This window comes from Lysinibacillus sp. AR18-8, from assembly GCF_001705465.1.
Taxonomy (GTDB): Bacteria; Bacillota; Bacilli; order Bacillales_A; family Planococcaceae; genus Lysinibacillus; species Lysinibacillus capsici.
This window is the reverse complement of the sequence record NZ_MDGU01000028.1, coordinates 1-12,652: the sequence shown is the minus strand read 5'-3', so window position 1 is coordinate 12,652 and position 12,652 is coordinate 1. Positions and strand designations below refer to the sequence as shown.

At 36.2% G+C, this 12,652-nt stretch carries 14 protein-coding genes and 2 rRNA genes; 1 reads left to right on the top strand and 15 read right to left on the bottom strand.

The genetic code is table 11. The annotated features are described in order from the left end of the window. Nucleotides 1-112: 112 nt before the first annotated feature. Both BFM98_RS18770 and metG read right to left on the bottom strand, forming a co-directional pair. Complete coding sequence (locus BFM98_RS18770) at nt 113-883, bottom strand: TatD family hydrolase (RefSeq protein WP_066038156.1); 771 nt, start codon at nt 881-883, stop codon at nt 113-115. Nucleotides 884-1,136: 253 nt separating this feature from the next. Further along, the gene (gene metG, locus BFM98_RS18765; RefSeq protein WP_483306199.1) at nt 1,137-3,128 is read right to left on the bottom strand and encodes a methionine--tRNA ligase; all 1,992 of its coding nucleotides are present in this window, start codon (nt 3,126-3,128) and stop codon (nt 1,137-1,139) included. Nucleotides 3,129-3,462: 334 nt separating this feature from the next. Between metG and BFM98_RS18760 the strand changes: the two genes are divergently transcribed. Further along, on the top strand, nt 3,463-3,741 hold the full coding sequence (locus BFM98_RS18760; protein ID WP_004229214.1) for a transition state genes transcriptional regulator AbrB: 279 nt from the start codon (nt 3,463-3,465) through the stop codon (nt 3,739-3,741). 230 nt (nt 3,742-3,971) lie between these two features. Here BFM98_RS18760 and rsmI read toward each other — a convergent pair whose 3' ends face one another. From rsmI to BFM98_RS18695, 13 genes are all read right to left on the bottom strand, one after another. Further along, complete coding sequence (rsmI, locus tag BFM98_RS18755) at nt 3,972-4,847, bottom strand: 16S rRNA (cytidine(1402)-2'-O)-methyltransferase (RefSeq protein WP_048395435.1); 876 nt, start codon at nt 4,845-4,847, stop codon at nt 3,972-3,974. Further along, entirely contained in the window at nt 4,844-5,107 is a 264-nt protein-coding gene (locus BFM98_RS18750) for a GIY-YIG nuclease family protein (protein ID WP_004229219.1), read from the bottom strand. The genes rsmI and BFM98_RS18750 overlap by 4 nt, the downstream gene beginning before the upstream one ends. Further along, entirely contained in the window at nt 5,091-5,840 is a 750-nt protein-coding gene (locus BFM98_RS18745) for a tRNA1(Val) (adenine(37)-N6)-methyltransferase (RefSeq protein ID WP_054548597.1), read from the bottom strand. The genes BFM98_RS18750 and BFM98_RS18745 overlap by 17 nt, the downstream gene beginning before the upstream one ends. 63 nt (nt 5,841-5,903) lie before the next feature. Continuing rightward, nucleotides 5,904-6,260 carry a DNA replication initiation control protein YabA gene (gene yabA / locus BFM98_RS18740; RefSeq protein WP_004229222.1) on the bottom strand — a complete coding sequence of 119 codons (357 nt, stop codon included), beginning with the start codon at nt 6,258-6,260 and terminating at the stop codon, nt 5,904-5,906. Nucleotides 6,261-6,287: 27 nt separating this feature from the next. Beyond that, nucleotides 6,288-7,103, bottom strand: a complete 816-nt coding sequence (locus tag BFM98_RS18735; RefSeq protein WP_048395431.1) for a PSP1 domain-containing protein — start codon at nt 7,101-7,103, stop codon at nt 6,288-6,290. Further along, nucleotides 7,096-8,100 carry a DNA polymerase III subunit delta' gene (holB, locus tag BFM98_RS18730; RefSeq protein ID WP_048395429.1) on the bottom strand — a complete coding sequence of 335 codons (1,005 nt, stop codon included), beginning with the start codon at nt 8,098-8,100 and terminating at the stop codon, nt 7,096-7,098. Before holB ends, BFM98_RS18735 begins: the two co-directional genes overlap by 8 nt. A 143-nt stretch (nt 8,101-8,243) precedes the next feature. Then, nucleotides 8,244-8,684 (bottom strand): YaaR family protein, encoded by a 441-nt coding sequence (locus BFM98_RS18725; protein ID WP_004229228.1) that lies wholly within the window; start codon nt 8,682-8,684, stop codon nt 8,244-8,246. 109 nt (nt 8,685-8,793) lie between these two features. Further along, nucleotides 8,794-9,123: a cyclic-di-AMP receptor gene (locus BFM98_RS18720; RefSeq protein WP_004229230.1), complete on the bottom strand. Its 330-nt coding sequence runs from the start codon at nt 9,121-9,123 to the stop codon at nt 8,794-8,796. 277 nt (nt 9,124-9,400) lie between these two features. Then, a complete protein-coding gene (tmk, locus tag BFM98_RS18715; RefSeq protein ID WP_066038154.1) occupies nt 9,401-10,030 on the bottom strand; it encodes a dTMP kinase in 630 nt (209 codons plus the stop codon). A gap of 17 nt (nt 10,031-10,047) precedes the next feature. Continuing rightward, nucleotides 10,048-11,472: an aminotransferase class I/II-fold pyridoxal phosphate-dependent enzyme gene (locus BFM98_RS18710; protein ID WP_455709786.1), complete on the bottom strand. Its 1,425-nt coding sequence runs from the start codon at nt 11,470-11,472 to the stop codon at nt 10,048-10,050. Nucleotides 11,473-11,750: 278 nt separating this feature from the next. Then, nucleotides 11,751-12,188, bottom strand: coding sequence for an SRPBCC domain-containing protein (locus BFM98_RS18705; protein ID WP_066038152.1), 438 nt, complete (start codon nt 12,186-12,188; stop codon nt 11,751-11,753). 105 nt (nt 12,189-12,293) lie between these two features. Continuing rightward, nucleotides 12,294-12,409, bottom strand: a 5S ribosomal RNA gene (gene rrf, locus BFM98_RS18700). A 70-nt stretch (nt 12,410-12,479) separates the two neighbouring features. Further along, a 23S ribosomal RNA gene (locus BFM98_RS18695) occupies nt 12,480-12,652 on the bottom strand; the annotation flags it as partial.

The window sequence follows — 12,652 nt, the reverse complement described above, 5'->3', positions numbered from 1 at the left end:
GGTTGGATTATACGGACTAGTTTTGGCACTGTCAACCCGAAAGTATTTCTCTGAAAATTGACTTCTTGTTTTTTGCCAACCACAAACCCTGTATTGGAGGCATCTAAGCTAGTTAATTGTCAATCCCAAAAAAATTTTTCGCATTGGTTGTAGTTGCTTGTGCAATTTCCTCAATTGTCAACCCTTTCAAACGTGCGATTTCCTCAGCAACTAAAGGCACGAAAGCGGGTTCATTGCGCTTACCTCGATGTGGATGTGGAGCTAAATAAGGAGCGTCTGTTTCAATCATCAAGTGTTCAAGAGCTATTTCTGTAGCTACTTCCTTTGGTAGACGTGCATTTTTAAATGTCACTGGTCCCCCAAGACTAATCATAAAATTCATTGCTATACATTCACGCGCTGTTTCTACACTTCCACTAAAGCAGTGCATAACACCCCCTACGGATGCAGCATTTTCTTCACGTAAAATTTGTACAACATCACCTGTTGCATCCCTATTATGAATAACGATTGGTAAATTGATCTTTTGAGCTAATTGAATTTGCTTGCGAAAAAGTTCCTGTTGAACGTCTTTTGGAGACTTATCCCAATAGTAGTCCAATCCCGTTTCACCAATGCCAACTATTTTTGGATGTGAAGCTAATTGCTCAATCCACTCTAAATCTTGTTGAGTACAATCAATAGCGTCTACTGGATGCCAGCCAATGACACCGTAAACAAAATCATATTGCTCTATTAATTGCATTGTTCTCTCAATGGTTTTACGGTCGAAACCAATAACTACCATTCGTTCTACTTTAGCTTCAAGAGCTCTATCAATCACTTCTTGAAGATCTTCCTCATACTGATCTGCGTTTAAATGTACGTGTGTATCTATAAACATCTTCATTCTCCTAACATTGATTTTATTAAAATTTATTATTTCATATTTTTCGTGATCATTACAATTTCATTACAAACTATTCGACATTGTGACATTCCACTTAATCGACATTACCTCAAGTAGTTCTTTAAACCCATAAAACCAAGTTTTTCACGCACCATAAATTATTTCAAAATAATTTAATCCCGATTTCTCTAACAGATTTGAAAAGCCTGCTGAATAATTCATATTCAGCAGGCCTTCCTTAAGTTCACTACTTTACTTTTGCACCATTTTCAAGTTTAGGATCAACTGATGCTAATTTTAAAATTCCATCTTTCTCACCAGCTAAAATCATTCCTTGTGATATTTCACCACGTAATTTTACTGGTTTTAAATTTGCTACGACAATCACTTTTTGACCTATTAAATCATCTGGTGTATAGAATTTCGCAATACCTGAAACTACTTGACGTTGCTCATATCCTAGATCAACTTGTAGCTTTAATAATTTATCTGCTTTCGGAACAGTTTCACATGCAGTCACAGTAGCTACACGCAAATCAACTTTCATAAAATCATCAATAGTAATTTCAGGAATTTCTGGATTTTCTTCAGGTTTTGCTACCTTTTTAATTTCTTCATCCTGTGGTGTTTTCACAGAGCCACGCATTTCCTCACGAATATAAGTAATCTCAACCTCATTTTCTAAGCGTGGGAAAATCGGTATCCCTTTTTCTACCACTTTAATGTTTGCTGGAATAGTATTGCCGAATGTTGCAATTGTATCCCATGCTAAGAATTTGTCATCTAATCCTAACTGATCGATCATACGTTTAGGAGTTGTTGTCATAAATGGTTGCAACATGACAGCGATTTGGTGTAAGCTTTCTGCCAAATTTCGCATAACTGCACCTAATTTTGGCTTGTCTGACTCTTCCTTTGCTAACACCCATGGTTGTGTCTCATCTATATACTTATTTGTGCGTGAAACAAGCGTCCATAAGTCAGCAAGAACGACACTAAATTGCATTTTTTCCATACTTTCTTCATATTTAATACGTACCGACTCAGCTTGCTCTTTTAAAGATGCATCAAATTCTGTCGGTTGAAGATTTTCTGTCGGAATAATACCATCAAAATATTTATTAATCATTGAAATTGTACGATTTAATAAGTTCCCTAAATCATTAGCCAGATCAAAGTTTGTACGTTCAATAAATGATTCTGGTGAAAATACCCCATCAGAGCCAAATGGTAATTCTCGTAATAGGAAATAACGTGTGGCATCTAGACCATAACGCTCGATTAACATTTCAGGATAAATTACATTGCCCTTTGATTTAGACATTTTACCGTCTTTCATCATAATAAAACCATGAGCAAATACCTTTTTCGGTAATGGCAAATCTAATGCCATTAAGAAGATTGGCCAATAAATCGTGTGGAAACGAACAATATCCTTGCCAACTACATGTACATCTGCTGGCCAATATTTATTGAATAATGATTCATCTTCTGATAGATAACCTAAGGCTGTAATATAATTCGTTAATGCATCAACCCATACATAAATAACATGCTTTGGATCTCCTGGTACTTTAATTCCCCAGTCGAAGGATGTTCTTGATACCGATAAATCCTCTAGCCCTGGTTTAATGAAGTTGTTGATCATTTCATTTTTTCGTGATTCTGGCTCAATGAATTCAAGGTTCTCTTCATAATAAGCTAATAAACGATCTGCATATTTCTTCATATTAAAGAAGTACGATTCCTCTTTAACCTTATGCACCGGACGACCACAATCAGGACAGTTCCCGTCAACTAATTGAGTCTCAGTAAAGAATGATTCACACGGTGTACAGTACCAGCCCTCATATTCACCTTTATAGATATCACCATTATCTAAAAACTTTTGGAAAATCTTTTCGACAGCTTTCGTATGTCGATCCTGCGTTGTTTGAATAAAGTCATCATAAGAAATATCCATTAAACCCCAAAGTTTTTTCGCAGCACCGGCAATTTCATTTACATAATCTTGAGGATATTTACCCGCTTCTGCTGCTTTTTCTTGAATTTTTTGGCCATGTTCGTCCATTCCTGTTAAAAAGCGTACATCATAACCTTTTAAACGTTTATAGCGTGCAATAGTATCAGATGCTACTGTTGTATATGCCGTACCAATATGAAATTTCCCACTTGGATAGTAAATGGGTGTTGTTATATAGAATGTTTTTTGTTGTTCACTCACAAGAACTGCCTCCATTGTTTTACAATATACTTTCTATTCTAACGAAGTACGAAATTCGTTTCAATGAAAGTTTATTAAACGCGAAAATTGTCGAATAATATATTTAATCCATTAAATGACTTAAATAAGAACCTTTTTTACTATTAACAAAAATATTTATTAAAAACCTTTTAAAAAAATTAAAATACCTGCATTCTTCTCAAAAATTTTTTTTAAAAACCATAATATTAGTGCATTAATTAATTGACGTTTATGGCATTACTTGGTATGATAACTATCAGACAAAGAAATAATGTCGAAATTTGACGAAATACCAATATAACTTTTATAAATTAGGAGGAAATCTATTATGAAATCAACAGGGATTGTTCGTAAAGTCGATGAGTTAGGTCGTGTAGTAATTCCTATCGAGTTACGCCGTACGCTAGGTATTGCTGAAAAGGACGCTTTAGAAATCTATGTGGATGATGATAAAATCATCTTAAAAAAATATATGCCTAATATGACATGTGCTGTTACTGGTGAAGTTTCAGATGATAACTTCCGTCTAGTTGGAGGCAAATTAATTTTAAGTCCAGAAGGCGCAGAAATGTTAGTTAAAGAAATTCAATCTAACTTAAAAAAATAATTAGTTACTCACCTAAATCAAAACAGTGATTTAGGTGTTTCTGTTTATTAATATAACCAATTTCTTAACCCCTTATAATGTCCATGTCAGACCTTTCTATTTAAGGTTACTATTATTTACAATTATTATCAATTTAAAATTGTGTCTCAAAATTATTACTTTTCAACTTATAAGTTTCGGCGTCATTTACTAAATAAAAAAGAGCTACCTAATAAGGTAACTCTTTACTATTATTCACTATGATATTCATTATAAACATCTCGCTTTGCCACTTGCCTTAACTTAGCTACTTCTTTAATGGCTTCTTTTGAAGATACATTCGATTGATTGATAATGAAATCAACATGTTCAACAATGGACATGTTTTGCCAATAGGCTTCTTCATGATCTTCCTCTTCTACACAGCTATTACCTTCAAGAACAATACAAAACTCTCCTCGTATTTCTTCAGTTTGTGACCATTCTACAGCTTCAGACAAAGTACCTCGTAAAAACTCTTCAAACTTCTTTGTCAGCTCTCGAGCTAAAACAATACGACGTTCCCCGAGTATAGCTTCCATATCTTTTAATGTATCCTTTAAGCGATGTGGTGCCTCATATAGTAAAATCGTTTCTTGGCGTTTTTTTAATTGTTCTAATTGCTGGCGACGTTCCTTTTTTCCGCGATTCAAAAATCCATAAAAGAAAAATGGCTGTGGCGATAACCCAGATGCAATTAATGCTGAAATTGCTGCATTAGGCCCTGGCACTGGTACAACAGAAAAGTTTTGGGCAATTGCTTTTTCCACTATATCTGCACCTGGATCAGAAATACAAGGTAAACCTGCATCACTTACTAATGCAATTGTTTTTCCTTCTTGTAGTAATGTTAATAATTTTTCTCCACCTACGGCTATATTATGCTCATGGTAGCTGATTAGTGGTGTGTCAATCTCAAAGTAGTTACACAGCTTTTTGGTGTTTCTAGTATCTTCTGCAGCGATAATATCTGCTTCTTTTAAAATGCGAAGTGCACGCACACTCATATCCTCTAAATTACCAATAGGTGTTCCTACCAGATATAAACAACCTGTCTGATCGTGTATTGTACTTTTTTGTGATTTCACGATTCACCCCTCCTTATATAATTAATTTTCTGTGTTCTTGTTAATTGCTTAAAGGCATATTCAGCACGCATTGCTTCTTGCTTTGTCTCGAATATTTCTTTGTAAATACATTTCACTGGACCTCTAGCTCTTGTATATTTTGCTCCTTTACCAGCGTTATGTACAGCAACACGTTTTTCTATATTATTTGTATACCCTGCATAAAGAGTTTGATCAGCACACTCTAACACATAAAAGTAGTGATTATTGCTCTTTTCCATAAAGAATTTCTCTCACTTCTGTCGTGTATTCATTATTGGCATCATAAACATACAACGGCGGCAGAATTTTTAAATCAGGCTTTCCATCTTTTATTCCTTCTATTAATAATGTATTAGCCTCTTTCCCTTCCTTCGGATAAATGAGCTGCATCCGTTTAGGCTCTAAGCGATTTGCTCGCATAGCTGTCACAATATCTAATAATCGCCCAGGTCGGTGAACAAATGCGGCCTTGCCCCCTTGCTTTAATAATTTACTTGCGGATTGAATCGCTTCTTCCAATGTTAAATACAATTCATGGCGTGCAATGGCATGATGCTCACTAAGATTTTTATCACTCGCTTCATGTGCTAAAAAATAGGGTGGATTACAGGTAACCACATCATACTTTTCAATCCCAAGTTGTTTTGGTATTTCTTTAACATCTCCAAGAATCATTTGAATTTGCTGTTCTAGCTGATTGTAACGGATACTTCTCTCTGCCATCTCAAATAAACGTGGCTGAATTTCTACGCCTGTTATCTGTCCCTTTGTACGTGCGCTTAAAAAAAGTGGAATCACACCATTTCCTGAGCATAAATCAACGATTTTTCCCTTATGATAAGGAATACTGACAAATTTCGAAAGCAATACTGCATCTAATGAGAACGAAAAGACAGAGGGACTTTGAATAATACGTAAATTCTCAGCCAACAAATAATCTAACCGCTCGTCACCTTTTAGCCATTTTTCCATGCTTACTCCTCCTACGCTACAAAACAAAAGACTGACACCACCGTAGCGGGAATCAGCCTTTTATTACACATTTTGTTTATTTAAAAATGATAGACAGAACAGACAATCCTCACCCTTACGTGAACTTCCAAAATGAACATGGCAAACATGGAAGCCCTCTTGGTAGAGGCGAGCTAAGTTATCATATCCCTCACCAATATCTAGCGGACTCTCTTTCTTTACTTCAGCAGCTTGTACGGAGTTTGTATTAGAAAGTAGTTCTTCTAGACGTGTACGTAGGTGATGATTTTCTGTTTCAAGCGCCTTATGCTCTTCCATCATTAACGCTACAAATTGTTTCAATGCACCAAATTGCTCCTGCATTGCTTCGAGCTGTTGTTCGAACTCCATAACGGTATCTAAGAAATTACGGTCCTTCACCCAAGCCACCTCGTTAAATTCTCTATCTTAAATAAGATTTTTTTCGCATGCTAGCAGTTCTTCTAGTGTATACTCAACTGTGCGTTCCTGCTCATGTAAATATACTTGAATAAGTCTTTCCAGCACATTTAGCCCTACTACTTTCCCACGGCCATCTGGTGTCATTGTTATCTCACCAACATCTGGCATGCCCTCTTTTGCTTCTTCATATTCATCATTTTCATACTTTAAGCAACACATTAAACGTCCACAAAGGCCAGATATTTTTGAAGGATTTAATGATAGGTTTTGATCTTTAGCCATTTTAATCGAAACGGGCTCAAAATCACCCAAAAATGTGGAACAACAAAGCATTCTACCACATGGACCGATACCACCTAAAAGCTTGGCTTCATCACGCACACCAATTTGACGAAGTTCAATACGTGTTCTAAAAACCGAGGCTAAATCTTTTACTAGATCCCTAAAATCAACTCGTCCTTCAGCTGTAAAGTAAAAAATAATTTTATTACGATCAAATGTATATTCAACATCTACAAGTTTCATTTCTAAATTATGCTCTATAATTTTAGTACTAGCGAGCTCAAATGCACGCTTTGATTCCGCTGCATTTTCCTCTACTTGTATACGATCACGATCATCTGCTGGTCTAAGTACTTGTTTTAGTGGTAATACAACATCATTATCACCCACAACTTTTTGAGGGACAACTACTTTTCCATACTCTACACCGCGGGCTGTCTCTACAATAACATATTGACTATCCTCTAGTAGAAATGATGCCGGATCAAAATAATATATTTTACCCGCCTTTTTAAAGCGGACTCCTACTACATTATACAAATGTATATCCCTCCTGCAGATTTAGCATTAACTGCTCCATCAATAACGTCCTATTCATGTTACGCTGTAAAGAGGCGCGTGCTTGTAAAATAGATTCCATCTGATTTGATAATCTTTCATAAGTGGAATATAACGCAACTTCTTTAAATAGTGGTAACATGTCTGGATAAGTACAAGCTGCCTCGGGATTAGCTTTTATTGACACTATATCACGGTAAGCAAATAGTAGTAAATCCAATGCTTGCTCCATCTCGCTTTTTTCTTTAAAGTGAGGCAACCACTCTTCATGCACAATAAGCAATGCTTCATGTACATTTTGCCGAATGGCCTCTACTAATTTTAACACTGTTTTTCGAGCGAGTGCAAACTGCTCATCATTTGCTAAAAATATCGCTGTTTCGAGCTCATTTGTCATCATGCTTACTGTTGAGGCCATTGAATGTGAAATATTATTTTCCTGTAAATGCTTCAACAAAACATGACGTGGCATTTTTTGAAATTTGATATGTTGACAACGAGAACGGATAGTTGGAAGAATTGACTGCATTTGCTCAGTTAGTAATATGGCAGTTACTTCTCCTTCTGGCTCCTCTAAAAATTTAAGTATCATATTTGCAGAGGCTGTATTAAGACGGTCTGCATGATGAAGCACATAAATCTTACGTCCTTCTTCTACACCCACCATTTTCATTTCTCCGATGAGTTCTCGCATCTGATCAATTTTTATGAATTGACCATCTGGATAAATTTGATGAATATTTGGATGATTTCCCGAATCTACACGTTTGCAATTTCGACATGTTTCACATGGAACATTTCCACTTGGTTGCTCACATAACATTAATTTGACAAAAAAGTGCATAATATCTGCCTTGCCTGTCCCTTTTTCGCCATCAAAAATATATGCATGTGCTAATCTATTCTTGTCAAATATTGTTTGAAGCTGCTTCATTACGACTGGTTGCAGTGTGAGTAGCTCTTCAACATTCTTGGCCATACATTTAAATTCCTTCCTGTCTCTACAACAAAAGGTGATACTTTCTTGCACTCTTGTAAAGATTACAGTTGTTTACTTTATGGCGAGTAGCCACATCAACATTTGAAAAAAGCCCGCGCCTAAATGAGAACGAGACACGGGTTTTACATATATAAATTAATTAGTAAGCCTTTAATTTCACCGATTTTATCAAGAAGATCTATTGCTTCTTTTTCTTCGTCTAAGAGATCCTGTGCAAGCTCGACAAGACGTGTATCAATGGTTTCAATGATTTTCAGACGTCTTCCTTCACCAAAACGATTCCAGGTATGTGATTGTTTTAACTCCATACCATGTTCTACTGTCTCTTGTAGAAATCGTTTAACAAGCATTTTAAACCTAGCAAGTTCTCGTAAATTACGTGATCTAGCTACTCGGTCCCCTGCAGTAGATATATCTCCTAACAAACGCGTGAGTTGTTCTGTTTGCAGCTTATTACCTTGCTTGACGACCATATCTCCAAATCGGTTATTTTGATTATTATTTTGTAGTGGCTCTTTGCGATTTGTATTTAACCCGACACGTATATCTTGATTAATCTTCAAGCTGGTTTCGCCCCCACAATTTTCATCTATTTCTCCTACGCATAATCGATTTTAAATAAAATGTTTAATAGTAACAAATAATCAATGATTTAGCTTCGGAGGCTACTTTTTAAAAATGATGGAATTGTTCAATCGGTAAAACAAATACGGTAGCTCCTCCCACCTCTACCTCCACAGGGTAAGGTATATAGGAATCAGCATTTCCTCCTAACGGAGAAACGGGTGCAACCATTTGCTCTCTTGCCCGACAATTATCCCGAATAATATCTAAAAGTTTGGGTATGAGAGAGTCTTCAGTTCCTATAAGAAATGTCGTATTTCCTGAACGTAAAAATCCTCCTGTGCTCGCTAATTTAGTTGCGCGAAACTGATTTTTCGTTAAAGCATTTGATAAGCGGCTGCTATCCTGATCTTGCACTACAGCTACGACTAACTTCATTCGCACTCACCCCTTTTATAAAATTCGCCTAGATAGATTTCAATTCTATACTTAATCTTAGTTCATCTGTTGAACTAGAGGAACATCATCATGTTGATACAAAAACTCTATAAGAAAGTTTTAAAAAAGACATCTACAAGGTTCCCTAAACACATAATGTATCTTACACGAAGGTGTGTCTGACCTAATAGGTACTTCGACAAATGTTGCCCTCCTAGTGAAGATAAATTAATGGATAGTATCATTATATCACATTGTTGTAGACAACTTCATGCATTTACTGCATTGCTTCCAATAATAATAACCATACATCTTCAACAACATTTTTAATATCTTGATCTGCATTGACTACACGTATTCGCTCTGGGTACTGCTCTACTAATTGTAAATATCCTTCACGTACCTTCTGATGAAACGGCAAGCTTTCAACATCTAAGCGGTTTACTTCTCGATTGCCAGTTGCATGAATACGCGCTAAGCCAACCTCTGGAGCAAGATCAAATAGTATGGTCACGTCAGGTAATTTCTTCCCAATAGCAAATTCATTAATAGAAAGCACCTCATTAACACCTATACCTCTTGCATATCCTTGATAAGCTAAAGAGGAATCGATAAAACGGTCACATATCACTAACTTCCCTGCATCTAAGGCAGGACGTACTTTCTCAAAATAATGCTGGCTTCTTGCTGCAGCATATAACAATGCTTCTGTTCGTTCATCCATAGCAGTATGTGCAGGATTCAAAATAATCGTTCTTATTTTTTCTGCAATCTCAATTCCACCTGGTTCTCTTGTTGCTAGAACTTCAATATTATTTTTTTTTAATCGCTCTGCTATCATTTGAATGACCGTTGTTTTTCCTGCTCCCTCTGGTCCTTCAAATGTAATAAATAAATTGCTATTCATGCTGTTATTGCCTCCAACTATTTAATAACCTGAATCTTTTTTTCTGCTAAACGATGATTCCCCTGGAATGTTGCACCTGCTGCTAGTAGCTCTTCCAATTGACTTAACTTAGCTACTGTTATTCTTTCTCCTGGTACTAATAATGGTATACCAGGTGGATAAGGAATGATCATATTCGCTGAAATTCGCCCCATTGTACGCATATATGGTAACCATTCTTTCTTTAATGATGCAACCTCATTAAAGGTATATATAGGCTCAGTAATCGGGACAAAATGATAGGCTGTTTGAGAAGCCGTTATGCTATCTGTTTTAGCTGTGTTTAATAGCGTTGTTATGGCCTCTTTTATACGAACCCTGATTTCAGCAAATGGGTAGGTATGTCCCTGCTTCAGCAAAGGTAACACAAATAAAACCTGATTGGCATCTGCAAGTTCCCCATATACATGCTTTGCCTCTAATGCCTCCTGTAATTGAAAGCCACTATAACCATTAACACGTAGCAATACTTTAAGTGGATCATCTACTTCAATTACTTCTAATGATCCAATTGCTCGTAATGCATCTACCCATTGATTCTTTTTTTCTATTATATATGCCCCATCACTCTCCATATATGTCTGTACATAATAGCGAGCATCATCTAATGATGCTAATAATAAGTAAGATGGACTACTAGATTGTAACATGCGTAAGTAATGATGTATTTTGTCAGCCTCTATCAATTCCGACTTAACATGCATAAAAGAGGCCATCGTCATAGCAGGTAAAGTTTTATGAGCTGATTGAACAACAACGTCTGCACCAAGTGTCAATGCGGATGGCTGAAATAGCGTACATGCATTAAAATGAGCGCCATGTGCTTCATCCACCAATACAGGTATTCCCTTCTCATGACAATAAGCAATTTGTTGCTGTATTTCATTCGAAGTCATCCCATAATAAGTAGGATATGTTAACACTACTGCTTTCGCCTCTGAATAATTTTCTACGGCTTCTTTTAAATCTCTATAAGTTACATGTGTCGCCGACATTGTCCGTTCATCCCACAGCGGCGACACAAAAATTGGCTTAGCCCCAACAAGTTCAATAGCATGGAAAATTGATTTATGTGCATTACGCTGAACTATAATGGTATCGTCTTTGTTACAAGTAGCATAAATCATTGCTAAATTTCCAACAGTAGACCCTCCTACCAAAAAGAAACTCTTCGTTGCTCCATATGTATCTGCCAATAAATTCTCGGCTTCTAATATCATTTCCTCAGGGTAATGTAGATCATCTAATCCAGATAATTCAGTTACATCATAACGCATAACATCTTTAAATGCTTGCGGAAGGTGAGACAGTTCACCATGCTTATGACCTGGGACATGAAAAGAAATATTTTGTTGCTGTCGAAAACGTTCTAACCCTTCTATAATTGGTTTTTTCTTATGCAAAACATACACCCATTTTCGTTAGATTCTCCTTTAATTATACGAAATTATAAGGAGAGAAAAAAGCTATCCCTCCGCATGGTAATCCACTTTTTATTTAGTAACAAACCTTTTCATCAAAGTTAATCACAGCTTGATGTCATTATCGTTGACGCCTCACTCAAAAAAAGAGTCATCTATACCTAAACCATCATTTTTGTAGCAATAAGAGTTGCTTATTAAAATAAAACCGATTATTGCTGTTATCTGTAATAATCGGTTCACCACTTATTTTCATATAACTAGTCTTGTAATGCTTGAATGGCCATTGCTTCCACTAATTGCTCAATCAACCCAGGTACAAAATTATCTAATACTGGATTCATCATTCCTGCTAAAAATCCACTTGCTTTCATTGTTAAATTACCAGTCAGTTGTGGTGATTCATTTTGATTTTGTATGATTTCAAAAGAACCATTACCATTTATAGGATCAGATAAACCCACTAAATCAAACTGTATTTGATGAGCATCTGAATTGTTTACTTTAAGTTTTACTTTAACAGCTTTCTGAATTATACCAAAGTCTCCTTGGAAGACCCAGATCATATCGTCTTCATTTAGTAATTCGTGATGTAAGTAACCTGGTATTAAAACAGCCCATTGTTCCTTATTATGAATAAAACCCTCTAATTTATTTTTCTGTATATTGATTACCTTACTATATTGTCCTGTTGCCATTCCATTGCACCCCTTTGAATATTTTGATCACTCTATTAAACTTTAACATTTTCTAGATTTCAAAACATACAAAAAAACCACTGATTTCTCAGTGGTTACTTTTCTGCCTAGCGACGTCCTACTCTCACAGGGGGAAGCCCCCAACTACCATCGGCGCTAAAGAGCTTAACTTCCGTGTTCGGTATGGGAACGGGTGTGACCTCTTTGCCATCATCACTAGACTTTGTATTTAATTGAAAGATTTATTCTTTCAAAACTGGATAAACGGTGCATTGAATGTTTCAAACTTTTTTGGTTAAGTCCTCGATCGATTAGTATTCGTCAGCTCCATGTGTCACCACACTTCCACCTCGAACCTATCTACCTCATCGTCTTTGAGGGATCTTACTTACTTGCGTAATGGGAAATCTCATCTTGAGGGGGGCTTCATGCTTAGATGCTTTCAGCACTTATCCCGTCCACAC